This is a genomic window from Verrucosispora sioxanthis (assembly GCF_010560025.1).
Classification (GTDB): domain Bacteria; phylum Actinomycetota; class Actinomycetes; order Mycobacteriales; family Micromonosporaceae; genus Micromonospora; species Micromonospora palythoicola.
Genome location: NZ_SAIY01000004.1, coordinates 516,974 through 541,628 on the forward strand (window position 1 = coordinate 516,974; position 24,655 = coordinate 541,628).

Annotated in this window: 19 protein-coding genes and 2 pseudogenes; 7 read left to right on the forward strand and 14 right to left on the reverse strand. The window is 70.3% G+C overall.

What is annotated here, in order from left to right; genetic code table 11:
* Positions 1-178: 178 nt before the first annotated feature.
* Positions 179-439 carry a DUF4190 domain-containing protein gene (locus ENC19_RS15115; RefSeq protein ID WP_164447807.1) on the forward strand — a complete coding sequence of 87 codons (261 nt, stop codon included), beginning with the start codon at positions 179-181 and terminating at the stop codon, positions 437-439.
* Between the two features lie 42 nt (positions 440-481).
* Here ENC19_RS15115 and sucD read toward each other — a convergent pair whose 3' ends face one another.
* From sucD to ENC19_RS15130, 3 genes are all read right to left on the reverse strand, one after another.
* Positions 482-1,369 carry a succinate--CoA ligase subunit alpha gene (sucD, locus tag ENC19_RS15120; protein WP_164447808.1) on the reverse strand — a complete coding sequence of 296 codons (888 nt, stop codon included), beginning with the start codon at positions 1,367-1,369 and terminating at the stop codon, positions 482-484.
* A 3-nt stretch (positions 1,370-1,372) separates the two neighbouring features.
* Positions 1,373-2,551: an ADP-forming succinate--CoA ligase subunit beta gene (sucC, locus tag ENC19_RS15125; RefSeq protein ID WP_164447809.1), complete on the reverse strand. Its 1,179-nt coding sequence runs from the start codon at positions 2,549-2,551 to the stop codon at positions 1,373-1,375.
* Between the two features lie 521 nt (positions 2,552-3,072).
* Positions 3,073-3,477, reverse strand: coding sequence for a cobalamin B12-binding domain-containing protein (locus ENC19_RS15130; RefSeq protein WP_164447810.1), 405 nt, complete (start codon positions 3,475-3,477; stop codon positions 3,073-3,075).
* A gap of 471 nt (positions 3,478-3,948) precedes the next feature.
* Between ENC19_RS15130 and ENC19_RS15135 the strand changes: the two genes are divergently transcribed.
* The gene (locus ENC19_RS15135) at positions 3,949-4,662 is read left to right on the forward strand and encodes a M23 family metallopeptidase (protein WP_164447811.1); all 714 of its coding nucleotides are present in this window, start codon (positions 3,949-3,951) and stop codon (positions 4,660-4,662) included.
* Positions 4,663-4,940: 278 nt separating this feature from the next.
* Entirely contained in the window at positions 4,941-5,717 is a 777-nt protein-coding gene (locus ENC19_RS15140; protein WP_164447812.1) for a M23 family metallopeptidase, read from the forward strand.
* A gap of 20 nt (positions 5,718-5,737) precedes the next feature.
* Here the strand turns inward: ENC19_RS15140 and pcrA are convergent, their stop codons facing one another.
* A complete protein-coding gene (gene pcrA / locus ENC19_RS15145; RefSeq protein WP_164447813.1) occupies positions 5,738-8,140 on the reverse strand; it encodes a DNA helicase PcrA in 2,403 nt (800 codons plus the stop codon).
* Positions 8,141-8,423: 283 nt separating this feature from the next.
* Here pcrA and ENC19_RS15150 point away from each other — a divergent pair, with 283 nt between their 5' ends.
* Positions 8,424-8,762: a chorismate mutase gene (locus ENC19_RS15150; RefSeq protein ID WP_164447814.1), complete on the forward strand. Its 339-nt coding sequence runs from the start codon at positions 8,424-8,426 to the stop codon at positions 8,760-8,762.
* A gap of 147 nt (positions 8,763-8,909) precedes the next feature.
* On the opposite strand, the gene ENC19_RS15155 is transcribed toward ENC19_RS15150, so the two are convergent.
* From ENC19_RS15155 to ENC19_RS15190, 8 genes are all read right to left on the reverse strand, one after another.
* Positions 8,910-9,920: an ABC transporter ATP-binding protein gene (locus tag ENC19_RS15155; protein WP_164447815.1), complete on the reverse strand. Its 1,011-nt coding sequence runs from the start codon at positions 9,918-9,920 to the stop codon at positions 8,910-8,912.
* Positions 9,913-10,950 (reverse strand): ABC transporter ATP-binding protein, encoded by a 1,038-nt coding sequence (locus tag ENC19_RS15160; RefSeq protein WP_164447816.1) that lies wholly within the window; start codon positions 10,948-10,950, stop codon positions 9,913-9,915. The genes ENC19_RS15155 and ENC19_RS15160 overlap by 8 nt, the downstream gene beginning before the upstream one ends.
* Positions 10,951-11,034: 84 nt before the next feature.
* Positions 11,035-11,970 carry an ABC transporter permease gene (locus ENC19_RS15165; RefSeq protein WP_164447817.1) on the reverse strand — a complete coding sequence of 312 codons (936 nt, stop codon included), beginning with the start codon at positions 11,968-11,970 and terminating at the stop codon, positions 11,035-11,037.
* 72 nt (positions 11,971-12,042) lie between these two features.
* Positions 12,043-13,104, reverse strand: coding sequence for an ABC transporter permease (locus tag ENC19_RS15170; protein WP_164447818.1), 1,062 nt, complete (start codon positions 13,102-13,104; stop codon positions 12,043-12,045).
* Between the two features lie 100 nt (positions 13,105-13,204).
* A complete protein-coding gene (locus ENC19_RS15175) occupies positions 13,205-14,842 on the reverse strand; it encodes a peptide ABC transporter substrate-binding protein (RefSeq protein WP_164447819.1) in 1,638 nt (545 codons plus the stop codon).
* A 418-nt stretch (positions 14,843-15,260) separates the two neighbouring features.
* Entirely contained in the window at positions 15,261-16,445 is a 1,185-nt protein-coding gene (locus ENC19_RS15180) for a thioester domain-containing protein (protein ID WP_164447820.1), read from the reverse strand.
* 176 nt (positions 16,446-16,621) lie between these two features.
* Entirely contained in the window at positions 16,622-17,308 is a 687-nt protein-coding gene (locus ENC19_RS15185) for a response regulator (protein WP_164447933.1), read from the reverse strand.
* Entirely contained in the window at positions 17,308-18,573 is a 1,266-nt protein-coding gene (locus ENC19_RS15190; RefSeq protein ID WP_164447934.1) for an ATP-binding protein, read from the reverse strand. The genes ENC19_RS15185 and ENC19_RS15190 overlap by 1 nt, the downstream gene beginning before the upstream one ends.
* Positions 18,574-18,960: 387 nt before the next feature.
* Between ENC19_RS15190 and ENC19_RS15195 the strand changes: the two are divergent.
* From ENC19_RS15195 to ENC19_RS15205, 3 genes and pseudogenes are all read left to right on the forward strand, one after another.
* Positions 18,961-20,502 (forward strand): annotated as a pseudogene (locus tag ENC19_RS15195) (PspC domain-containing protein); the annotation flags it as partial.
* Positions 20,499-20,681 (forward strand): annotated as a pseudogene (locus ENC19_RS31415) (hypothetical protein); the annotation flags it as partial. The pseudogenes ENC19_RS15195 and ENC19_RS31415, both read left to right, overlap by 4 nt.
* A 433-nt stretch (positions 20,682-21,114) precedes the next feature.
* Positions 21,115-22,362, forward strand: a complete 1,248-nt coding sequence (locus ENC19_RS15205) for a phosphatidylserine decarboxylase (RefSeq protein WP_164447821.1) — start codon at positions 21,115-21,117, stop codon at positions 22,360-22,362.
* 64 nt (positions 22,363-22,426) lie between these two features.
* Here the strand turns inward: ENC19_RS15205 and ENC19_RS15210 are convergent, their stop codons facing one another.
* Together ENC19_RS15210 and ENC19_RS15215 are read right to left on the reverse strand one after the other, a co-directional pair.
* Positions 22,427-23,374 carry a CDP-alcohol phosphatidyltransferase family protein gene (locus ENC19_RS15210; RefSeq protein WP_164447936.1) on the reverse strand — a complete coding sequence of 316 codons (948 nt, stop codon included), beginning with the start codon at positions 23,372-23,374 and terminating at the stop codon, positions 22,427-22,429.
* Positions 23,375-23,737: 363 nt separating this feature from the next.
* Positions 23,738-24,646 (reverse strand): NUDIX hydrolase, encoded by a 909-nt coding sequence (locus tag ENC19_RS15215; protein WP_166458675.1) that lies wholly within the window; start codon positions 24,644-24,646, stop codon positions 23,738-23,740.
* Between the last annotated feature and the right edge of the window lie 9 nt (positions 24,647-24,655).

The window sequence follows — 24,655 nt, forward strand, 5'->3', positions numbered from 1 at the left end:
GGCTCTACTCTGGCATGCCGGGCCGGCCCCGGCTGCCCGACACCGCCCGTCGTGTCGGGCAGCCGGCGCGCCGAACACCCGAGTTCGGCTGATCCGGCGTGGGCGGGCACCGTCTCATCTAGCCTCGGCACAGGGGCCGTGACCGACGTCGCGGCAGCATGTGACCGGAAGGGGAGTCGTGAACGCTCCGTATCCACCGCCCCCGCCGCCACCCGTCGGCCGGGACCGTACGACCCTCTGGGGCGTAATCGGCATCGTGACCGGTGTGCTCTGCTGCGGCATCCTCGGCATCGTCTTCGGCTGGTTGTCGATCCGCGACGCACGCCGGTACCGCCAGTCGCCGGTGCTCGGCTACGTGGCCATCGGGCTGGGCGTGCTGAACATCGTCGTCAGCCTGATCCTGCAGGCCACCGGGAACTACCCGTACTGGAACCGCTGAGGGGCCGACCTTCCGGTCGGCCCCTCAGCGCGTGTTTCCCGCTCAGCCCGCGGACATGATCTCGCGCATCAGGTTGGCCGTCTCGGTCGGCGTCTTGCCGACCTTCACGCCCACCGCCTCCAGCGCCGCCTTCTTGGCGTCGGCGGTGCCCGCCGAGCCGGAGATGATCGCACCGGCGTGCCCCATGGTCTTGCCGGGCGGGGCGGTGAACCCGGCGATGTAGCCGACCACCGGCTTGCTCACGTTGGCCTTGATGAACTCGGCCGCCCGCTCCTCGGCGTCGCCACCGATCTCACCGATCATGACGATGGCGTCGGTGTCCGGGTCGGCCTCGAACGCGGCCAGCGCGTCGATGTGGGTCGTCCCGATGATCGGATCGCCACCGATGCCGACACAGGTCGAGAAGCCGATGTCGCGCAGCTCGTACATCATCTGGTAGGTCAGCGTGCCGCTCTTGCTGACCAGACCGATCCGGCCGGAGCCGGTGATGTCCGCCGGGATGATGCCGGCGTTCGAGGCACCCGGCGAGGCGATGCCGGGGCAGTTCGGGCCGATGATCCGGGTCCGCTCGCCCTTGGCGACGTTGTACGCCCAGAAGGCGGCGGTGTCGTGCACCGGCACCCCCTCGGTGATCACCACGGCCAGCGGGATCTCGGCGTCGATCGCCTCGATGACCGCGGCCTTGGTGAACTGCGGCGGTACGAAGATGACCGTGACATCCGCGCCGGTGTCCTTCATCGCGTCGGCGACGCCGGCGAAGACCGGCAGCTCGGTGCCGTCGAAGTCGACGGTGGTGCCCGCCTTGCGCGGGTTGACACCGCCCACCACGGTCGTGCCGGCGGCGAGCATCCGGCGGGTGTGCTTGGAACCCTCGGAACCGGTCATCCCCTGGACGATGACCTTCGAGTCCTTGGTCAGCCAGATAGCCATGTGTCAGACCCCCGCAGCCGCCAGCTCGGCGGCCCGCTCGGCCGCGCCGTCCATGGTGTCGACCCGCTCGATCAGCGGGTTGTTCGCGCCGTCGAGGATCGCCCGACCGGCCTCGGCGTTGTTGCCGTCGAGGCGGACGACGAGCGGCTTGGTGACCTGCTCGCCCCGCTGCTCCAGCAGCTCCAGCGCCTGCACGATGCCGTTGGCGACCGCGTCGCAGGCGGTGATGCCGCCGAAGACGTTCACGAAGACGCTCTTGACCGACGGGTCGGAGAGCACGATCTCCAGTCCGTTGGCCATCACCGCGGCGCTCGCACCGCCGCCGATGTCGAGGAAGTTGGCCGGCTTGACGTTGCCGTGCCGCTCCCCGGCGTAGGCGACCACGTCGAGGGTCGACATGACCAGGCCGGCCCCGTTGCCGATGATGCCCACCTCGCCGTCGAGCTTGACGTAGTTGAGGTCCTTCTCCTTGGCCGCCTGCTCCAGGGGGTCCACCGTCGCCTGGTCGACAAGTGCCTCGTGGTCGGGGTGCCGGAAGCCGGCGTTCTCGTCCAGCGACACCTTGGCGTCCAGCAGCAGCAGCTTGCCCTCGGCGGTCTTGGCCAGCGGGTTCACCTCCACCAGGGTGGCGTCCTCGGCGACGAAGGCCCGCCACAGGCCGACCGCGACGTCGACGACCTGGTCGGCGACCTCGGCCGGGAAGCCGGCCGCCTCGACGATCTCCCGCGCCTTTGCCTCGTCCACGCCCTTGACGGCGTCGATCGGCGCCTTGACGACCTTCTCCGGGGTCTCGGCGGCGACCTGCTCGATGTCCATACCGCCGGCGACGCTGGCGATGCAGAGGAACGTACGGTTCGCCCGATCGAGCAGGTACGAGAAGTAGTACTCCTCGGCCACGTCCGCGGTCACCGTGATCATGACCTTGTGGACGGTGTGACCCTTGATGTCCATGCCGAGGATGTCGGTGGCGCGGGCCACCGTCTCCTCCGCGCCCTCGGCCAGCTTGACGCCGCCCGCCTTGCCTCGTCCGCCGACCTTCACCTGTGCCTTGACGACCACCCGGCCGCCGAGGCGTTCGGCGATCGCGCGGGCCTCCTCCGGGGTCGTGGCGACGCCGCCGGCGAGCACGGGAAGTCCGTGCCGCTCGAACAGGTCCCGCCCCTGGTACTCGTACAGGTCCACGATTGCGCGTCCCGTCCCGTCTCTGCGGCGCACCGTCGCGCCGCCACCAGCGTATGGAAAGAAAACAGTGTGATGCCCGACATCAGTTGAAGTTGACGCAGGCGGTCGAACCCTCGCCACCGCGACCACGCGCCGCCGCCGACCTGACGGTGCGGCCCGCAAGGGGAGGTCGGAAAGGGTTCATTGGGCGCAGCCTAGCGATGCCGGCACCTCCGGCAACCGAGCGGGTGTGTGGTGTGCGGTAATGCACAAACCAGGTTGGCGTCGGGTCACACCGGAGCGCACCCGTCAGGGCGCGGACCGAGCCACGTCACCCGTTCGAGCGATCTTGCCTGGGTGGTGACGGTTCTCCGCGGTCCCGCGTAACCCCGCTGGAGGGACGTCGTTGAGTCAGGTGTCGGAGCGCTGGAGAGCGCGAAGACGGAAACGGCCGATGCCCTGTCGGTCGAGGGGTGGCGGCGGGGCATCGTGCATAGAGGGGCCGGACGTGTGAGGGGTGCGTCCGGCCCCTCCCCCTGTGCTCAGGCCACCGGCTGGGCGACGTTGTCCCGCACCCACTCCACGATGGACGTGGTGGTGGCGCCCGGGGTGAAGATCTTGGCCACGCCGAGGCGCTCCAACTCCGGCAGGTCGGCCTCCGGGATGATGCCCCCGCCGAAGACGACGATGTCCCGGGCCTGCCGTTCGTCGAGCAGTTCGAGGACCCGGCGGAACAGCGTCATGTGCGCCCCGGAGAGCACCGAGAGGCCGACCGCGTCGGCGTCCTCCTGGATCGCGGTCTCCACGATCTGCTCCGGGGTCTGGTGCAGGCCGGTGTAGATGACCTCCATGCCGGCGTCGCGGAGAGCCCGCGCCACCACCTTGGCACCACGGTCGTGGCCGTCCAGGCCCGGCTTGGCGACGACGACCCGAACACGAGAGCTCATCTGGGCATCCCTTTCACCGGCTCTGCGGCATTCACCTGAACGAACGGTAACCCGCCCGGCCTCGGCCGGGGAACCGGGGCCGGCAGGGCGAGCGGTAAACAGGGGTCGCCGTACGGATTCGCCGCAACCCCCTGCCGCGTCACGTAGGTACCACTGTCACCTCACGCAGAGGCACGACGGGCACGGGGGGCGTCAAGCGGGACGCCTCCGCCGATCGGTCACGGTGTGCGACGAACGGAGGATAACGAGGACACTCCACTACACCCGCGAGCCATGACAATCTCGGACGGAAGCGGACAGAACGTTGCAAGCAATTCGGCGTTCCGGCTTGTGACGGGACTGACGGTTGGCTACCGTGTCCACGGTTGTCATCAGGTCTACGGACGGGTGACGACGCGACCAGCCGACGGACGGTCACCAGATCCGGACGACGGTTGATCCGCATCGGAACCCCGACAACGGAGGGTATGCGTGCGCCAGCGCCTGTCGTCTGAGCCCGATCGATATCGCGGCCGCCGCCGCGTACCCACACCCCCGCGCAGCCGCTACGCCGCGGTCGTCACCACCGCCTTCGTCGGCGCCGGTGTGGTGGCGCTGGGAGCCAGCGCGATGCCGGACGCCAAGAGCGTCAGCCCGACGGTGCTCGACGAGCTCAAGCAGGCCTCGATCAGCAACCAGGGCGTGGCGGACCGGGCCGATGCCGCCGACCGGGCCTCCCGGGACGGCCGCGATGCCCCGGAGAGCGTCGAGGACACCGGCGTCTGGCTGTTGCCCCTGCAGGGCTACGACTTCAACTCCCCCTACGGCATGCGCTGGGGCAAGCTGCACACCGGCGTGGACCTGGTGGCGCCGGAGGGCACCCCGTACGTCGCGATCCACGAGGGCACCGTCACCAAGGCCGGCTGGTTCGGCGGCTACGGGAACGCGGTCATCGTCCAGCACGCCGACGGCAGCGAAGCCATCTACGGCCACTCCTCCGCGCTCAGTGTGCGCGAGGGGCAGCAGGTCAAGGCCGGTGACCAGCTCGGCCTGGTCGGCAACACCGGTCACTCCTACGGTTCCCACCTGCACCTGGAGATCCATGTCAAGGGGGAGCCACTCGACCCGGTGCCGTGGCTGCAGGAGCGCGGAGTGGACATCAAGCTGCAAGTCGAGGCAATCTACAGCGAGGTAGCCGCGTCCTGACCGGCCGTGACGTCCGTTGACCGCCCGGATCTGTCGATCCGGGCGGTTTCGCGTGATGCCCGCGACGGACAAGTGTCCCAGCTCACTCCGACAACTGTGACGGACGGCACAACGGCCGACCAGATCAGCATCGGGCAGTCGGGACCAGTCCGGCACGAAGACGGACAGCGGCGCCGGCCACCGCCCGCGCCGCTCACACCCCCGGTACCCGGCACCGCCCGGACCGACACCAGGATTTCGAGGTCACGTACCACTCGAAGCCAGTGAGGTCCGTACCCGTGCAGGACGACAGCCCCACCCCTATCCGCGAGATCCCCCACGCCCCGGCACGCCACCGTCGACGGATGAGCCGGCGTTCCCGCCTGCTGGCTGTCGGTGCGGCCGCCCTGGCGGCGCTCGGCGTCGGCGGTGTCGTCCTGACCGACCGCGATGAGCGGCCGACCACCAGCCCGGTCGCCCTGGACCCAGCGACCCGGGCAGCGGCCGCCGAGCGGGCCGACCGGTCGGCCCGCCAGCCCGCCGCCTCGGGCAGCCCGTCGCCGAGCGCCAGCCCCACCGCGAAGCCCAGCCCGAAGCCGAAGGCCAGCCGGACGGCCACCGCCAAGCCGAAGCCGAAGCCGAAGCCGAAGCCGAAGAAGAGTACGAAGCCGAAGTCCTCCTGGGTCCTGCCGATGTCCGGAGGTGCGGTCACCTCCTGCTACGGGCCCCGGTGGGGCACCCTGCACGCCGGAATCGACTTCGCCATGCCCGCCGGCACCCCGGTGCGCGCCGCCTTCGGTGGCACCGTGACCAAGGCCGGCGACGTCGGCGACGGGTACGGCATCTCGGTGGTCATCGACCACGGCAACGGCTACCTCACCCACTACGCCCACCTGAGCACGGCCAGGGTGAGCGTGGGCGCGAAGGTCAGCACCGGGCAGACGATCGGTCTGGAGGGCTCCACGGGCGACTCCACCGGCCCGCACCTGCACTTCGAGGTGCACCAGGGTCAGATGTGGAACCAGATCGACCCGGCGCCCTTCCTACGCGCTCGGGGCATCGACGTGGCCTGCTGACCCCCGACCGGCTGACCGGGTCAGATCTTCTCGATCGGGGCGTGGCGCAGCACCAACCACAGCGTCTGGTCGCCGAAGTCGATCTGCGCCCGGGCACCCGGGCCGTGCCCCTCCACGGTCACCACCCGGCCGAGACCGTACCGCTGGTGGTTGACCCGGTCCCCGGCGGTGACCTTCGGCCCCTGCGGCAGCTCGCTCGCGGTGGCCAACCGACTGCCGTCCACCCCGAGCTTGCGGGCCAGCTGGACCGCCCGGGGCGTACCGCCGGCAAAACCACCGCGACCGCCGGGCGCCCGGTCCGCACGGCCACCCACGCCGCCACCACCCCCACCCCACGAGGTGTACGACCCCTCGGTCCGCTCCCAGCGGACGAGTTCGGGTGGCAGTTCCTCGACGAACCGGGACGGCGGGTTGTAGGACGGCTGGCCCCACGCGGAGCGGGTCACCGCCCGGGAGAGGTAGAGCCGCTGCCGGGCACGGGTGATGCCCACGTACGCCAGCCGGCGCTCCTCCTCCAGCTCCCGGGTGTCGCCGAGCGAGCGTAGGTGCGGGAAGACGCCGTCCTCCAGGCCGGTCAGGAACACCACCGGGAACTCCAGGCCCTTGGCGGTGTGCAGCGTCATCAGGGTGACCACGCCCTGGTGCTCGGGGTCGTCGGTGGGCACCTGGTCGGCGTCGGCGACCAGTGCGACCTGTTCCAGGAAGCCGGCCAGGGTGGCCCGTTCGCCCTCCGCGCCGGTCGCCTCGATCCGCTCGGTGTACTCGCGCGCGACGCTCACCAGCTCCTGGAGGTTGTCGACCCGGCCGGCGTCCTGCGGGTCGAGGCTCTCCTCCAGCTCGGTCAGGTAACCCGAACGGGTCAGCACCGCCTCCAGCACCTCCTCCGGGGTGCCGTCGACGGCCAGCTCACGGGCGGAGTCGAGCAGCGCCACGAAGTCGGCGATGCCGTTGGCCGCTCGGGTCGAGATGCCCGGCGCGTCACCGGCTCGCCGCAACGCGGCACCGAAGGAGATCCGGTCCCGGCTGGCCAGTGCCTCCACACAGGCCTCTGCGCGGTCGCCGATGCCCCGGCGCGGGGTGTTGAGGATCCGGCGCAGGCTCACCGTGTCGTCGTCGTTCACCACCGAACGCAGGTAGGCCAGTGCGTCCCGGACCTCCTTGCGCTCGTAGAAGCGCACCCCGCCGACGACCTTGTAGGGCAGACCGAGACGGATGAACACCTCCTCGAAGACCCGGGACTGCGCGTTGGTGCGGTAGAACACCGCCACGTCGCCCGGTCGGGTCTCCCCGTCGTCGACCAACCTGTCGATCTCCCGGGCCACCCAGTCCGCCTCGGCGTGCTCGGTGTCGGCGACGTACGCGACGATCGGTTCACCCGCGCCGGCGTCGCTCCACAACCGCTTCGGCTTGCGCGACGTGTTGCGGTCGATCACCGCGTTCGCCGCGTTCAGGATGGTCTGGGTGGAGCGGTAGTTCTGCTCCAGCAGGATGGTGCGGGCGTCGGTGAAGTCGCGCTCGAACTCCAGGATGTTGCGGATCGTCGCGCCCCGGAAGGCGTAGATCGACTGGTCCGCGTCGCCGACCACGCACAGCTCCGCCGGGTCGAGGCCCTCGGTGCCGGAGACCAGCTCCTTGATCAGGATGTACTGCGCGTGGTTGGTGTCCTGGTACTCGTCGACGAGCACGTGCCGGAAACGACGGCGATAGCTCTCCGCGACGTGCGGACGCGACTGGAGCAGATGCACCGTCGTCATGATCAGGTCATCGAAGTCGAGCGCGTGGGCCTCGCGCAGCCGCCGCTGGTAGAGGGCGTACGCCTCGGCCAGGGCGCGTTCGTTGGGTCCGTTGGCCCGTGCGGCGAACGTCTCCGGGTCGACCAGCTCGTTCTTCAGATTCGAGACCTGGGTGGCGAGACCCCGCGCCGGATAGCGCTTCGGATCGAGGTCGAGTTCACGGGCGACGAGTTGCATCAGCCGGCGGGAATCGTCCGCGTCGTAGATCGAGAAGGTGGACTTCAGGCCGGCCTGCTCGTGCTCGGCACGCAGGATCCGCACACAGGCGGAGTGGAACGTGGAGACCCACATCAGCCGGGCCCGTGGGCCGACCAGGGCGGTGACCCGGTCCTTCATCTCGCCGGCGGCCTTGTTGGTGAAGGTGATCGCGATGATCTCGCCGGGGTGCACGTCCCGGGCGGCGAGCAGGTACGCGATCCGGTGCGTCAGCACCCGGGTCTTGCCGGACCCGGCGCCGGCCACGATCAGCAGCGGCGAGCCCGCGTGGGTCACCGCGTCCCGCTGCGGACCGTTGAGCCCCTCGACCAGCTCCGCCGGATCGAGGCGGCCGGGCGCGGGACGGTGGGGTGGCAACGCCCGGGCAGGCTCGGGCTCGGGCGGGGACGCGGGGATGTCGAAGAGAGGATGCATCGCACGGCGAGTCTATGCCGCCGGCCCGACATCCCCCGCCCACGGCACCCACCGACCAGATGTGGGGAAGGGACGGCTTTCCTTGCGTGCCACCCCGGAGAGCGGCATACTCGACAGCGTGTTCGATGAGCGCTTCTACTTTTACTACGGCTCCGGGAGTCCGGCAGCCGTAGGTCGCGCCTGATCGATCAGACCTACGAAATGCCCCGGGCTCTCGGAGCCCGGGGCATTTCGCGTCCCGGGATCCGGGCAACGGGCACCACATCGCGAGAGGTACCCGAAGATGACAGACGTGATGGAGCAGAACGGCAGCGCGAACGGGGCCGGTCCCGCCGGGCCCGAGGCTGGTGCCCCGGCCACCGGCACCGCCGAGCCGGACGCCGCCAGTCGGATCGCCGAGATCCGGGTACGGATCGACGAGATCGACCGAGCGCTGATCGAGTTGTGGCAGGAGCGGGCCGCACTCTCCCGGGAGGTCGGTGCGACCCGGATGGCCTCAGGCGGTACCCGGCTCGTCCTCTCCCGCGAACAGGAGATCCTGGAGCGCTTCCGGTCAGCCCTGGGCGCGGACGGCACCCAACTGGCCCTGCTGCTGCTCCGCGCCGGCCGGGGCCCCCTCTGAGCCACCCCACCCGCCTCCCGCACCATCCAGGTAAGTGTGGACCGGGGCGCCGGCTGCTGGTGACGGCCGACGCCCCGAATCACTGAGGAGGCACTACCTTCACCGCTGCTTCCGGTACGGATGGACGGAGCGGCGGCGTCTGTGGGGCTACTCCGACGCGTGCACCACGTCGCGCACCTCGGCGAAGTGGCAGGCGCTCGGGTGACCCGACTTGTCGCGGATCTCCAGCAGCGGCTGCTGCTCGGCGCAGACGTCCTGGGCCTTCCAGCACCGGGTGCGGAATCGGCAGCCCGAGGGCGGGTTGGCCGGCGACGGCACGTCACCGGTCAACACGATCTGATCCCGGTGCCCGCGCAGCCTCGGATCCGGCACCGGCACCGCCGACAGCAACGCCTGCGTGTACGGGTGGGTCGGGTTGTCGTAGATCTCGTCCTCGGTGCCGATCTCGATGATCTTGCCGAGGTACATGACCGCGACCCGGTCGGCGATGTGCCGGACCACCGAGAGGTCGTGGGCGATGAAGATGTACGACAGCCCGAGCTCCTTCTGGAGCTTCTCCAGCAGGTTGATCACCTGGGCCTGGATGGAGACGTCCAGCGCGGAGACCGGCTCGTCACACAGGATGATCTCCGGGTTGAGCGCCAGCGCCCGGGCGATGCCGATCCGCTGCCGCTGGCCGCCGGAGAACTGGTGCGGGTACCGGGTGATGTGGTCCGGGTTGAGACCGACCAGATCGAGCAGTTCCTGCACCTTGGCCCGTCGCCTGGCCTTCGGCAGCACGTCCGGGTGCACCTCGAAGGGCTCCCCGACGATGTCGCCGACGGTCATCCGCGGGTTGAGCGAGGTGTACGGGTCCTGCATCACCAGCTGGATGTTGCGCCGGCCCCGACGTCGCTCCTCGGCGCTGACCTTCGACATGTTCTTGCCCTGCACGAACAGGTCACCCGAAGTCGGCGTCTCCAGCCCGACCAGCAGCCGGGCCAGCGTCGACTTGCCACAGCCGGACTCACCGACGACGCCGAGCGTCTCGCCGCGCCGCAGCTGCAGGTTGACCCCGTCGACCGCCTGAACCGCGCCGTACTGCTTCTTGAAGACGATGCCCCGGGTCAGCGGGAAGTGCTTGACCAGGTCACGGGTTTCCAGCACCACGTCACTCATCACCCTTGACCTCCTTCCAGAAGTGGCAGGCAGCCGTCCGGCTCGGCGACACCTGGTACAGCGGTGGCGCCGGGTCCTGCCGGCAGACCTCCTGCGCGTACCCGCACCGGGGGTTGAAGGCGCAGCCCGGCGGGATGTTGGTGAGCATCGGCGGCAGGCCCTTGATGGCGCTGAGCTCGTGGCCCTTGAGGTCCAGGCGCGGAATCGACTCCAGCAGACCCTTGGTGTACGGGTGGGCGGGGCTGGCGTAGATGTCGTTCACGCCGGCTTCCTCGATGACCCGGCCGGCGTACATCACCGAGATCCGGTCCGCCACGTCGGCCACCACCCCCATGTCGTGGGTGATCAGCACGAGGCCCATGTTCCGTTCCCGCTGAAGCTCGGCGAGCAGCGCCATGATCTGCGCCTGCACGGTCACGTCCAGCGCGGTGGTCGGCTCGTCCGCGATCAGCACCTCGGGGTCGAGCGCCAGCGCCATAGCGATCATGACGCGCTGCCGCATGCCACCCGAGAACTGGTGCGGATAGTCGTTCACCCGCTGCTTCGCCGCCGGGATCTTCACCAGGTCCAGCAGCTCGACGGCACGTGCCTTGGCGTCCTGGCGGGACATGCCCCGATGCTTGCGGAACAGCTCGGCGAGCTGGAAACCGACGGTGAAGACCGGGTTCAACGCGGAGAGCGCGTCCTGGAAGATCATCGCGATCCGGTTCGCCCGCACCTTGCGGCGTTCCGACTCCGGCAGCTTGAGCAGGTCGACCCCCCGGTAGAGGATCTCGCCGCCGGTGATGAAGCCGGGTGGGGTGTCCAGGATGCCCATGATCGCCTGAGCGGTCACGCTCTTGCCGCAGCCGGACTCGCCGAGGATCGCCCGGGTCTCGCCGGCCCGCAGGTCGAAGCTCACACCGTTCACGGCGTGGGCGATGCCGTTGCGGGTGCGGAACTCCACGTGCAGGTCCTTGACCTGTAGTGGCAGCGCGTCCGGGTCGACGCCCGCCAGCGCCTCCATCTTGACGTTCACATCAGTGCTCATGCCGGCACTCCGCTCGCTCCGTGCCCTCGTGAGGCACCGTCGCCCTTGGCTGATGATTCGCTCGCTGCGACTCACTCATCGGACTCACCGGAACTTCGGGTCGAGGGCGTCACGCAGCGCGTCACCCATGAGGATGAAGGACAGCACCGTGCCGACCAGCAGACCACAGGGGAAGAGCAGCAGCCACGGGTCGTCCAGGAAGTAGACCTGGTGCTGGCTGATCATGATGCCCCAGGACTGGGTGGGCGGCTGGAGTCCGACGCCGAGGAAGGTCAACGTGGCCTCGGCGGCGACGAACGAGCCCAGCACGATGGTGGCGTAGACCAGCATCGGTGCAATCGCGTTCGGCAGGATGTGCCGGAACATCAGCCGGGAATTGCGGGCACCGACCGCCTTCGCCGCGTGCACGTAGTCCAGGTCCTTCGACGAGATGACGCTACCCCGGATGATCCGGGCGATGGTCGGCCAGGCCAGCAGGAAGAGCACGGCCGTGATGGTCCAGATGTTCTGCCGCTTGATCACGGTGAGGAACACGATCGCGCCGAGCAGGAACGGCAGCGAGAAGAAGATGTCCATCACCCGGGAGATGACCGCGTCGACCCAGCCGCCGTAGTAGCCGGCGAGCAGGCCGAGCACCCCACCGAACAGCACGATGCCGCTGGTCGCCATCACCGCGATCACCATCGACGGGCGGGCACCGTAGATCGCGTGCGAGTAGTAGTCGCAGCCCAGGATGTCGAAGCCGAAGGGGTGGTCCCAGCTCGGCGCGACCCGGGACCGGTCGGTGCTGCACGCCCGCGGGTCCTGGCTGGTCCAGAGCTTCGGGAAGAGCGCCATCGACCCGACCGCGAGGATGTAGAGAGACGCGATCACGAAGACCGGGTCGCGCAGCAACTGCCGCCGGGCGTCCGCCCACAGGCTCGCGTTGCGCTCCTTGCCGCCCGGCGCGTCGGGCGTAGGGCCGTCACCGGCCACCGGCGCACCGCCGACGGCGGAGCCCGCACTCGTCAGGTCACTCATGTCCACACCTCGTTTCGCTGCACCCGGCCATCAGGAACGGTCGGAAGACCTGCGTCCGCCACCGTGATTCGGTCACTCATAGCGGATCCTCGGGTCGAGCACGGCGTAGAGCAGGTCGACCAGCAGGTTGGCGACCAGGACAACAAGCACCAGCATGGTCACCACGCCGACCACCACCGAGGACTCACCGCTGCGCGCCGCCATCGTCACCAGCCGGCCGATGCCCGGCACGTTGAAGATGGTCTCGGTGACGACCGCGCCGGCCATCGCGGCGCCGATGTCGACGCCGAGGAAGGTGATCACGGGGATCAGCGAGTTGCGGAGCGTGTGCACGCCGATGACCCGCTTGTTGGTCAGGCCCTTGGCCTTCGCGGTGCGGACGTAGTCGGCACGGATGTTCTCCATGATGCTGGTCCGGGTGAGCCGAGCCGTCGTGGCCAGCGAGAGCGCACCGAGCACCATACCCGGGATCACCAGGCTGGCCAGCGGATAGTCGGGCTTGAAACCAGGCGTGAAGACGCCGACGGAGATCACGTCGGGAATCCAGTCCTGGTCGCGCAGCACGTTTCCGAACTTCACCCCGACGAACTCCCGGACCACCACGCCCAGCACGAAGATCGGCACCGAGATGACGAACACCGTGCTGATCTTCACCGCGTAGTCGGTGAAGCTGCCGCCGCGCAGACCGGCCAGCACACCCGCCGCGATGCCGACGACCGCCTCGAACACGATCGCGATGACCAGCAGCTTCAGGGTGAACGGAATGGCATCGGCGACCAGGTCGGTGACCTCCCGCTGGCGCAGGTTGATGCCGAAGTCGAAGTGGAAGAAAATGTTGCCCAGCCTGTCGAAGAACAGTCCCGGCTCGTAGCCGGTGCCCAACCAGCCGCTGCCACTTTCCGCCTCACGCCAGAGGCAGGGGTCACCCCGCTTGTCCAGACAGGGGTCGGCGTAGCCGAGCCGCTCGGTGATCGCCGCAAGCAGCGCGGGATCCGGCGTCCGGTCCCCGAACAGCGCCCGGACCGGATTCCCGCTGAACTGGACCGCCAGCGAGGTCATGTAGTGCAGTAGGAACATGGTGCCCAGCACGGTGGGGATGAACTGGAGCAACCGTCGAATGACGTAGCGCCCCATGACGGGGTCTCCTCTCGGCGCTGACGTGGCGGCAACGATCACCCTGGTGGGGTAACCGTTGCCGCCACGTCGTATTACGGCATGATCAGGAGTCTGAAGCTCAGTTCTGCTTCAGCGAAATCGCACCGTAGTCGGCGTCCGAGACGGCGTTCCAGACGAACTGGTCGACGTTCTCGCTGTAGACCGCGCCAACCTTGTTCCACCACATCGGGATGACCGGCAGGTCCTCGCCGAGGATGTCCTCCGCCTGCTGGTACGACGGGATGGCGGCCTGGATCGACTCGGCCGAGTCACCCTGCTTCATCAGGTTGTCGAAGGCCTCGTTCGAGTAGCCCGAGTTGTTGCTGCCGGCACCGGTGCCGTACAGCGGGTAGAGGAAGGTCTCCATGAACGGGTAGTCCGGACCCCAGCCGAGGCGGAACCCACCGGTGAACTTCTTCTGGTCCGCGGTCTCGAGGTACTCGGCGAACTGCAGGTTGACCTTGAGCTCGTAGTCGATGCCCAGGGCCTCCTTGATCTGGTCACCGACGGCCTGCAGCCACAGGTCGTGGCCGGCACCGGCGTTGGCCCACAGGATCAGCTTCTCACCGGCCGGCCAGCCGCCAGCCTCGGCGAGCAGCTGCTTGGCCTTCTCGACGTCCTTGGTGCAGTACTTGCAGACGCCCTCGCGGGCACCCTCGAAGGTCGGGGCCACGTAGCCGCTGGCCGGGGTGAACCGGCCGTCGAAGACCGCGTCGATGATCGACTGCCGGTCGATCGACAGCGACAGCGCCTGGCGGATCCGCTTGTCCTTGAAGGTGTCCTGGTACAGCGGCATGCCGACGTAGGTGAAGCTGTCACCCGGCTGCTCGTACATCCGGTCGCCGTACTGCGCCTGGGCCTCCTTGTAACGGGCCGGGGGCAGCGTGTAGAGCACGTCCAGCTCGCCGGCCTGGAAGGCGGCGTAGCCGGCGTCGATGTCGGCGAAGATCCGGTACTCGATGCGGTCCGGCTTGCCCGGCTCGCCCTTCCAGCTGTCGCTGCGCACCAGGTTGATGGCGACGTTGTGCTGCCAGCTGCCATCGATCTTGTAGGGGCCGTTACCGATCGGCTTCTCGTTGCACGCAGCGATGTCGTCGACGCAGGCCTGAGCCATCGGGAAGAAGCCCGGGTAGCCGATCGTGGTCGGGAAACCGGAGAACGGCGCGTCCAGCTCGACGGTGAAGGTCAGGTCGTCGACCTTCTTGAGACCCGACATGGTCTCGGCGGTCGGCTTCGGAGCCTCCTTCGGGCCCTCGCCGTCCGGGTCGGCCGGCGCCACGTCCGCCTTACCGGCGATCCGCTTCATGAAGTAGCCGTTGTTCTGGGCGTTCGGCCCGTAAGCGGCGTAGTTCCACGAGCGGAGGAACGCGTCGGCGTTGACCGGCTCACCGTTGTCGAAGGTGTAGCCGCTCTTGAGCTTGATGGTCCAGAGCTTCTGGTCGGTCGAGTCGACCGACTCGGCCAGGTCCATCTCGACCGCGGAGGTCTCGGCGTTGTACTTGACGAGACCGCGGTACAGCTGACGGATCACATACAACGACGGCTCGTCGTCGCCGCCGGACGGGGTCAGGAACGCCGGCTCGGCGTTGTACACCCGCAGCGTGCCGCCGGACTCGCCGGCCGGCTCGTTGTTGTCGTCGCCACCGCCGCTACAGGCGGTGGCCAACATGGCGGTGGCGGTCGCCGCGACCGCCACCTTCAGGAATTTCCCGCGCATGGGAGTGCCTCCTCAGGGCGCTCGGCTCACGAGGGGGTTGTGAGGTGCCTGCAACTGTGACACCCGATGCGCCCAGGCGGGAAGGCGTGTTATCAACCCGATACCCGCCCGGGACGGGGCCGACATCGACCCGCGGGTGCCTCTCCGGCACCCCCGACGCATGGTATGAGCTGCTCGTCAACCACATTTCCACGCTCGGCCGGCCGTCGGATGACGTGGGGTCGACGTCTCCGCGAACCCGCCGGACTATCGACGTGAACCCCGCCACTATTGGCTGGATGCTACCCGAAAGTATGAGTCTGATTCCAGACCGACAGCCGATCAACGTGGTCGGGTGAAGGGCCTTGTGCCCCGAAGCGATCCGACCCCGGATCCACTCGATCGGGATCCGGGGTCGGACGAGGTGCGGTGTTGGCGATCAGGCCGTGAAGTGAATCCGGCGACGACGCAGCACCAGTACGGTGACCGCACCGGCGACCAGGAGCACCAGTCCGGCGGCGATCGCGGTGACGATCGGTGCACCGGTCAGCGGCAGGCCGCCGTCGTTCGAGGCCGGCGAGGTGGACGGGGCAGGACTCGCCGGCGACTCCTCGGGAGTGCTCGGCGTCGGCTCCGGCGACGGGGACTCCGTCGGGGTGGACGGCGTCGGCTCCGGCGTCGTCGGCTCGGGGCTCGGCTGCGGCGCCGTGAAGGTGGCCTTCGCCTCGGCGGTCACCGTGGCGCCGGTGCTGCCGCCCAGGATCAGCTTCTGGGCCGCCTTGCGCCCGGTGTACAGGAACACCCGGCCGAAGGAGACCGAGTCAGCCGCGGACGCGGTCACGCCGACCTCGCCGGCCTGCTCGGTCGTGAGCCAGAACTGGCCGCCGTTGACGCTCGTGGTCACGGGCTTGCCCTCGGCGTCGACCGCCGACCCGCCGGTCACCGCCAGGGTGATCTCACCCGCCGGCCCCTTCACGGTGAACGGGCCGGCCTTCTCACCGACCTGCGCGGTGGCGCTGGTCGGATCGATGCTCAGCTCGGCCTTCGGCTCGGGCTGGTCGGTGGCGTTCGCGACCAGGTAGTCGTGAACCTTCTTGATCACGTCGTACCGCTGCTTGCCGACCAGGCCACGGCCGGCGACCCAGTCGCCGAGCTCGATGCCGTCGCTGAAGTGCCAGACGGCGGTCTGGGTGCCGAAGTAGAGCAGGTTGCGGCGTACCTTTTCGTTCGTCCCGGCGGGCACGGTGGCACCGGCGGCGGCCAGCAACGCGTCGGAGTCGGCGTTCGGGTACCCGTGAGTCAGCACCCACTGGACCTTCGCCAGGTTCTTCACCTGGGACTCGTCCCAGGTGCCCTCCTGGTACTTCCCGTCGATCGCGACCCGGGTGTGGTAGTCGATGCAGAACGCCGGGAGCAGCTTGCCGTCGATCTTGATGGCCAGCGCCGAGGTCGACTTGACCTTGTTGTCGAGCAGCAGCTTGACGCTGCTGCCCGGCACCGACTTCGCCACGCCGGTGGCCGGGTCCTCGGCGGCGGCCGGGGCGGCGGCACCGAGCGCGAGCGCGCCACCGGTGACGGCGGCGAGCGCGATCCGCGCCCAGCGCCGTCCTCGTTGTCCGTTCATGAGTTTCGTGCACCTCTCGGGCAGGGAGTGACCCGCGTACGCGCGGGCGGCCTGAGTCACCGTTCCTGCGGGATGAGCGGCATCCGCACGCGGGAAGGCGAGGGGCATTATCGGCCGCTGCTTGATCACTTGTCACGCCCTGCGGCGCAATTGGCCGCTTATGCCCAAAAGGTCGCTTATACCAGCCGGCGGTCCGCTGCCCAGCGGGACAACTCGTACCGATTGGACATCTGGAGCTTTCGCAGCACGTTCGAGACGTGCGTCTCGACGGTCTTGATCGAGATGTACAGCTCCCGGGCGATCTCCTTGTACGCGTACCCCCGAGCGAGCAGCCGCAGCACCTCGCGTTCCCGGTTGGTCAGCTGGTCCAGCTCCGGATCGGCGACCGGGGCGTCCGGCCGGGCCGCGAAGGCGTCCAGCACGAACCCGGCCAGGCGTGGGCTGAACACCGCGTCGCCGTCGGCCACCCGCCGGATCGCCGCGGCCAGCTCGTCCGGCGAGATGGTCTTGGTGACGTACCCGCGTGCACCGGCCCGGATCAACCCGATCACGTCCTCGGCCGCGTCGGAGACGCTGAGCGCCAGGAAACGGACCTCGGGATGGCTGCGGCGCATCGCCTCCAGCACGGCCCGACCACCACCGTCGGGCATGTGCACGTCGAGCAGCACCACGTCCGGCCCGGTGGCCGCGATCCGGCTGACCGCGTCGGCCACCGTGCTGGCCTCCCCCACCACCTCGACGTGCGCGCCGAGTTCGGCGCGTACCCCGGCGCGGAACATGGCGTGGTCGTCGACCAGGAAGACCCGCAGCCGTCCGGGCCCGGTGCCCTCCGGTTCGACCGGTGGTGTCGACTGCTCGGCCATCATCTGTCCCTCTCCGCCGTGGCCGAGTCCCGGGAGATCGGCAGGATCAACCGGACCTCGGTCCCCTCTCCAGGCCGGGAGCGGATCTCCGCCCGGCCACCGTGCCGCTTCATCCGCCCGACGATCGAGCCTCGGACACCGTGCCGATGGTCCTCCACCGTATCCGGGTCGAACCCGACACCCCGGTCCCGCACGAAAACGCTTACCTGCTCGGGCTCGACCTCGGCGTACAGCGAGACGGTCTGCACCCCGGCGTGCCGCGCGGCGTTCACCAGCGCCTCGCGCGCCGCCGCCACCAGGGCACCGATCCGCTCGTCGGTCTCCCGGTCGCCCACCACGACCGCCTCCACCGTCAACGCGAAGGTGTCCTCCACCTCGGCCGCGGCCTGTTCCAGCGCGGCGGCGAGGCGTTCGGTGGGTGAGGCGGTGGGCTTGTAGAGCCAGTTGCGCAGCGAGCGCTCCTGACCCCGCGCGAGCCGCTGCACGGTCTTGACGTCGCTGGCGTTGCGCTGGATCAACGCGAGGGTGTGCAGCACCTGGTCGTGCACCATGGCCGCCAGCTCGGCCCGTTCCTGCTCGCGGATGCGGCCCTCGCGCTCCGAGCGAAGCTGGTTCCAGGTACGCCAGAGCACCGGCGCGGCCACCACCCCCACACCCGCCAGCCCGACCGACGCGAAGATCACACCGTTGATCACGGCGTCGAGGTTCTGTGCCGGGGAGTAGACCGCGGCCACGCCGATGATGCCGACCGCCACCAGCACCCCGCCCCCGACGAAGCGCAACACGAACGCCCGCCGGTCGCTCTCCTCTATCACCGCGCCGAGCCAGGGCACGGGCATCGACTCGCCCCACTGCCGTCGCCGCTCGGGTGCCGACTGGTGCCAGATCACGCCGGCACCGACCGCGATGATGGCGACCAACCAGCCCGCGGTGCCGGTCGCGCCGACCGAGTCGAAGACCATCACCTGGATCAGCAGCACGCCGAGCCCGATGGCCACGAAGGGCAGCAACTGGCCGACGTCGCGGCGCGGCGGTACGGCGGTGTCACCGGGCCGCAGCGGCACGACCGCCCAGAAGGCCGCATAGAGCAGCAGACCAAGCCCACTCAGCCCGAGCAGCACCATGAAGGCGATCCGGACCCGAACCACCGGGACGCCGAGATGCTCGGCGATGCCGGCGGCCACCCCGGCGCCCATCCGGTGCTCCGGAGCGCGGTAGAGGCGGGGTGGTTGACTGCTGCTGCTGATCGCGAGCTCCCTGGTCAGGACGGTCGGGCCGGACGAGAGGCGATGTTCCGGCGCCGATCCGATCGTCACACGTGGTGTGGCCACCCGACCACGGGGACGCCCCCGACATTCGGGCAGCCCGGATCTCAGGGTGGGGTCAGGGTCGCCGCCGGAGGACGCTCGGGCCTCGGGCGCAGCAGGATCGAGGTATGACCGACGACGCTGCCCAGCCGTACCGGCCGGGGCCGACCGAACCGGAGCCGACGCCTCCGGCGGCCACCCGGTCGGCCGTACCCGAATCGTCCGGTGCCGGGGCGGACGGCCCGGCCGTGCCGCCCGGCGGGCAAGCGCCCGCCGACGGGACGGCATGGGACGACGCACCTCCACCCGTCGCCGCCGCGCCGCCACCCGGCGGAGCGACGGCGTGGGAGTACATCACCGCCCGCGGCAACGTCCGCCGGGCCGGGGGGGCCGGGTGGACCTGGTGGACCTGGTGGACCTGGCTGGCCGCCCGGCGGGCATGGCGGACCTGGCTGGCCGGGCGGGCCGCCGGGAGGCGGGCCGGGCGGATCCTTCGGGGGCACCGGCTTCACCTCCCGGTACGGTCTGGTCCGGCCTCGGGAGGGTCGTTACCTGGCCGGCGTCTGTGCTGCCGTCGGCCGGGCCACCAACACCGACCCCGTGCTCTGGCGGGTGCTGCTGGCGGTCCTGGGCTTCTTCGGCGGCGTCGGCATCCTGGTCTACGTCGCCGCCTGGTTGATCATTCCTGGCGAGGGCGACACCGCCTCGCCCATCGAATCCATGCTGGGCCGCGGGCGTTCCAGCATGTCCCCGGTCACGGTGATCATCCTCGGCGTGGTGGTCGCGGTGGGCTTCGGCTTCGTCGTAACCGACGCCTTCCGCGCGGTACTGCTCGGCGCGGCCATCCTGGTCGGCGGCGCGCTGCTGCTGAACCGTCAGCAGCGCGAAGCCCGGCCCCAGTCGGCCGCACCCGGTGCAGGCGTGCCCGCCAGTCCTCCACCGCCCCCTGGTCCGGTGCCTCCGGTCGGCTATCCAGCTCCGACCGGCTATCAGGCGTACCCGGAATTCGGTCGGACGGCCACCGTCACACCGCCCGCCTTCCACCTCCCCGGCTCGACGTCCGGCGTTTCCTCGCCACCGTCGGGGCCCGGCGGACCGGATGAGCCGACCATGCGGTTGCCGTCGGCTCCGGCATGGCCGACGAGCGCTGCCGCGTCGGGCCCGCCGGTCGCCCAACCGACCTACCGTCCCCCGTTCGCGCCGCACGGCCCCTACGCCGGTCCGCCGAAGGTGGCTGCGCCGCCACCACCCAAGTCGAAGCCGCCCCGCAAGCCCCGCGAGCGGTCGGCCCTGGGCGCGGTGACCTTCTCGTTGATCTTTGTCGCGTTGGGGCTCGTCGGCGTTCTCGACCTGCTGGACGTCTTCGGGATCGGCGCGTCGGCCTACTTCGCCGCGGCGCTCGCGGTGATCGGGCTCGGCCTGCTCGTGGGGACCTGGTTCGGCCGGGCCCGCTGGCTCATCGCGCTCGGCCTGGTGACCGCCGCCGCCCTGGCGGTGGTCACGGTCGTCGAGTCCTACGACCGGGTACGCGGCGTGGACGGCGCGGTCACCTGGGCACCGACGAGTCACCGCGACCTCGCCAACCGGTACGAACAGAGCTTCGGCGACGCGGTGCTCGACCTGCGGGCGATCGACTTCAGCCAGCAGGAGACGGAAATCACCGTCGCCATCAACTTCGGCGAGGCCACCGTGGTGCTGCCACCCGACGTGGACGTCACCGCGGTGACCAGGGTGACCGCCGGTGACGCGAACATCCTCGGCCAGCGGACGCAGGGCATGGACAACCGCCCGGTAGACACCGTCGATCTCGGCCCGGACGGCGCCGGGGGCGGCAAGCTGCGCCTCAACCTGCACGTCAACGCCGGACACATGGAGGTGAGCAGGTGAGGAGCCACCGCACCGACCTGGTCTCGTTCGCCTTCGGGCTGCTCTTCGTCGCCCTGGCCGCCTGGTGGTTGCTCGCTCAGGTGCTCGGTCTCGTGCTGCCACCGGTCGGCTGGTTCCTGGCCGGTGGACTGATCCTGGTCGGCGGGCTCGGCCTGATCGGTGCCCTGCGCTCCAGCCGGTACAACAGCCGGCCGACACCGGCCGATCCCCGTGCCGACACCGGCCAGGACGACCCGGCGCGCGACACCGGCGACGACGCGGCCGATCCGCTCCCGGACCGGGCGGACGTCGACACCTCGACGGGTGAGTCGACCCCGGTCAGCTCGGCCAGGACAGCCGAGCCGGAGCCGCTGGAGGACCGCACGCTCGATCTGTTCGGCGCGGCGGAGGAGACGCCACCGTCCGGACGGCAGGGGCGCGACGCCTGACCGTGCGGCAGCGGTCGCGCGCCGCCTATGCTGGCCGGTGTGCTCCCGCCAGCGCTGGCCGGCCCGCGCCGCAGGGTGACCCCGCGGGTCGTCGGCGTGCCCGGGCCGTCCGCGGCCGGGCCGACCTCGCCGCCGGCGGTGACCCTTGCGTCAGTCGCCTCTACCCGTCAGGAGCCCGTTCGAGATGACCCAGTCCCCCGCCGTGCGTACGCCCGACCGTTCCGGTTCGGTCCGCCTCGGCGAGCGCGCCGCCCGTACCCTCGTCTCCGAGCTTGCCCGGATCAACGACCCGAAGGCCGCCCTGCTGGTCGGCGCGGCTCCGGAGTCCGCGGTGCTGGCCGCGGCGATCGAAGCGCTGCTGCCCGGCGACACCCTCACCGTGGTGCCCGCCGAGCGGGTCAGCGCCACCACGCTGCGGGAGCACGTCACCGCCCAGGGCCGCTGGGTCGCCGAGCGGGTCCGGGTCGTGGACAGCCTGGCCGAGGCGGAGGCCGCCGCGGTGGTCATCGCCGCCGAGGCGTTCACCGGCACCGCCGAGGAGGCCCGCACCACCATCGGGGCACTCACCAAGTACCTGGCCGACGGCGCGGTGCTCAGCGTCGCCACCGCCGTCGCGCGGACCGCCGGCGCCGCCGCCGAGTTGGACCGGCAGGGCGTGCTGTACGGCGTCGGCAACGACCTGGTGCTGCGCAACAACCCGCCGGTCCGCGTGTACCGGCTCCGCTTCACCCCGGCCGAGGCCGCCGCGGCGGAGCAGCTCGCTCCCGCCTACCGGCCGTCGAGCGTGCCGCTCAGCCGGGACATGCACATCGACTCCAACGGGGTCGCCGCCGCCGGCATCGCCCTCGGGCTGGCCGCGCTCACCCGACTGGCCCGACCGAAGTCGAAGCTCTGGCTGCTGCCCGCGCTGGCCGCCGCGCCGGTGGCCGCCTTCTTCCGGGATCCGGAACGGGACGTGCCGGAGGATCCGTCGGCCGTGGTGGCCGCCGCCGACGGGCAGGTCCTGTCGGTGCAGCGCCTGACCGACGAACGCTTCGGCGACGGCGAGTTCCTGCGCGTCGCGGTCTTCCTGTCGGTGCTCGACGTGCACGTCAACCGGTCTCCGGTGGCCGGCAAGGTGGTCGACTACTTCGTGGCGGACGGTGGGTTCGTCAACGCGATGAAGCCGGATGCGGAGCACAACGTGGCCGCCTACACGGTGCTGGACACCACCCACGGCACCGTGGTGGTGGCGCAGCGGACCGGCCTGATCGCCCGCCGGATCGTGCAACGCGCTCCGATCGGCGCACTGCTGGCCCGTGGCGAGCGGTTCGGGCTGATCCGCTTCGGCTCGCGTACCGACGTCTACCTGCCGGCGGAGGCCGCGGAACCGCTGGTCGGGCCGGGTGACAAGGTGATCGGTGGATCGACCGTGATCGCCCGCTGGCGCTGAGTTTCGGACCCCGGGAGACGGAAAGGGCGCCGCGGCTCAGCCGCGGCGCCCTTTCAGGTACGGGTCAGACGACGGTGCGGCGCTGGCGCACCCAGAGCACCGGACCGCTGATCAGGTACCCGACCACGATCAGCCCGAAGGTGAGCCGGACGTCGATCAGGGCGCCGACCACCGGCGCGAGCCAGACCCACGGCGGCAGCTTGACCAGCCGGGCGAGCTTGGCGTACGGGAAGCTGCTGACCATGGTGAAGGCGAGCAGCGCCACCCCGGCGATCTGCACCGCCCCCGGCACCGGCATGCCGATCACCACCATCAGGGCGAGCACGGCGGCGGCCATCGTGGTGGGTACGCCGGAGAAGAACCGTCCGTCGTTGGGCGAGACGTTGAACCGCGCCAGCCGGATGGCGGCGCAGGCGGCGACGAGCGCGGCGGCCACCGCGGCGGCGGCTGTCGGCGCGGAACCGGCCAACGAGGCGTAGACCACCACGGGGGCGGCGAGGCCGAAGGAGCACATGTCGGCCAGCGAGTCCATCTGGGCGCCGAACGGGCTGGACACCCCGAGCTTGCGGGCCAGCGCGCCGTCCAGGCCGTCGAACGCGACGCAGGCGATCAGGAGCAACGCGGCCAGACGCACCTCGCCCTGCATGGCGACGAAGATCGCGTTGATGCCGAGCAGCAGGCTGGCCAGGGTGCACGCGTTGACCAGGGCGAACTTCATCCGCCGGGCCGGTGTCCGCTCGCCCGGCAGCAGCGGTGCCGGCGTCACTGTCGACGCGGCCGGCACCGGAGTCGGCGCGACGGGTGGGTTGACCGTGACCGGGCCGACCAGCGGGGCGACCGGGGCGATGGTCTCCATCCCGGTGCGGTGGAACCGCCTCAGGCCGTACCGGCGACGCGGGCGGTCCTGGTACCGGGGCTCGGGCAACACGTCGGTCACGCCGTGCAGTTCTGCATCTCGGCGGCCGACGCGAACCAGCAGGACCTGGCGGGCGAGGGTGCCGCTGCGGCGCAGCGGGCCCGTCCAGCTTCGCCCTGCGGGACGCGGGCTGTCAGTCGTACGACGCCGGCGCCATGGGGCTCTCGGCACGTTTCCTCCATCACCGGATCGGCTTACCGCCATGTGGCGGGCGTCCGGCTGTCTCGTGCCGGACCTTCCTGGCCCGGCAGCCGTTTTGCGGAGTACACCATCGCACAGGGGGTGGGGGAATGGCGATAGCTGCCGGCGGTACTTATATCTCCTTTAACCGCGCGAACCGCCGTCTTATTCCCATCCGGGACACGATCGCCCGTTTTCTACGCCTGCCCTGCCTCGACTGTACCGGAGGTGGTCCGTCCCGGCTCGGTGGTGAGTTCGACGCGGCAGGGCCACGACGGGTCACCTCGACGAGTCCAGGGCAATGACGGCGATCTCAGTCAAGGGAAGGGTGCGCAGCTCAGCGGGGGTGAACCAGGCGGCGCGGGCGGTGGAGCCGCCGGCCGTCTCGGTCACCGCCGGTTCGGTCGGCACGTCGACCGCCACCCGGTAGACGACCCGGACGCCGTGCCAGTCGAGGGGGTACCCCTCCGGTCCCAGGGCCGCCGGGTTGTGCAGGTTGTCCACCCCGATCAGCTCGGTCACCCGGCCCAGTTGGCCGGACTCCTCGACCAGCTCCCGTAGCAACGCGGTGACGGGCTGTTCGCCGTGATCGGTGCCTCCGCCGGGCAGGTGCCATCGCCCGGCACCGGGATAGCCCTCGGCGATCATGGTCAGCAACACCCGTCCGGCCGGATCGGTGACCACTCCGTACGCTCCGAAGCGCTGCCGGCGGTCGCCAGCGGGGCCGGGGAACGGCTCCCGGCGACGCAGAGCACCGGCCGGCAGCGGAACGACCGGCAGACCGACGGCTTCGGCGGTGAACGGCAGCAGCGGCAGCTTGGCCGTCTCGTCCAGGGTCAGCCAACGGGCCAGGTCGGTGCTGCCGTCACGCTCGGCACGCAGCCGCCCGCCCACCACGGTCACGTCGAACAGCATCCGATCGGTGTGCAGGGCGACCCCGAGGTCCGGGTACGGCACCACGTCCGCGACGACCGCCCGCAACCCGGTCACCTCGACGGTCAGCCCGGTCTCCTCGGCGACCTCGCGGACCACCGCGTGCGCGGGATGTTCGGCGTGCTCCAGCCCACCTCCGGGCAGCGACCAGACCCCGGGAAAGTCCGCCGACGCGGAGCCCCGCACCAGCAACACCTGCCGCCCGGTGTCCCGCAGCACCCCGTACGCCCCCACCCGCCGCACCCGCTCCACCAACTCCCCCAC

What these genes read in the sequence shown, in the direction of transcription:
- ENC19_RS15130 (WP_164447810.1), bottom strand. Translation starts at nt 3,477, where the DNA reads ATGAGCTCTCGTGTTCGGGTCGTCGTCGCCAAGCCGGGCCTGGACGGC.
- ENC19_RS15180 (WP_164447820.1), bottom strand. Translation starts at nt 16,445, where the DNA reads ATGAACGGACAACGAGGACGGCGCTGGGCGCGGATCGCGCTCGCCGCC.
- ENC19_RS15155 (WP_164447815.1), bottom strand. Translation starts at nt 9,920, where the DNA reads ATGAGTGACGTGGTGCTGGAAACCCGTGACCTGGTCAAGCACTTCCCG.
- ENC19_RS15170 (WP_164447818.1), bottom strand. Translation starts at nt 13,104, where the DNA reads ATGGGGCGCTACGTCATTCGACGGTTGCTCCAGTTCATCCCCACCGTG.
- sucD (WP_164447808.1), bottom strand. Translation starts at nt 1,369, where the DNA reads ATGGCTATCTGGCTGACCAAGGACTCGAAGGTCATCGTCCAGGGGATG.
- ENC19_RS15165 (WP_164447817.1), bottom strand. Translation starts at nt 11,970, where the DNA reads ATGAGTGACCTGACGAGTGCGGGCTCCGCCGTCGGCGGTGCGCCGGTG.
- ENC19_RS15150 (WP_164447814.1), top strand. Translation starts at nt 8,424, where the DNA reads ATGACAGACGTGATGGAGCAGAACGGCAGCGCGAACGGGGCCGGTCCC.
- ENC19_RS15175 (WP_164447819.1), bottom strand. Translation starts at nt 14,842, where the DNA reads ATGCGCGGGAAATTCCTGAAGGTGGCGGTCGCGGCGACCGCCACCGCC.
- ENC19_RS15160 (WP_164447816.1), bottom strand. Translation starts at nt 10,950, where the DNA reads ATGAGCACTGATGTGAACGTCAAGATGGAGGCGCTGGCGGGCGTCGAC.
- pcrA (WP_164447813.1), bottom strand. Translation starts at nt 8,140, where the DNA reads ATGCATCCTCTCTTCGACATCCCCGCGTCCCCGCCCGAGCCCGAGCCT.
- ENC19_RS15205 (WP_164447821.1), top strand. Translation starts at nt 21,115, where the DNA reads ATGACCCAGTCCCCCGCCGTGCGTACGCCCGACCGTTCCGGTTCGGTC.
- ENC19_RS15185 (WP_164447933.1), bottom strand. Translation starts at nt 17,308, where the DNA reads ATGGCCGAGCAGTCGACACCACCGGTCGAACCGGAGGGCACCGGGCCC.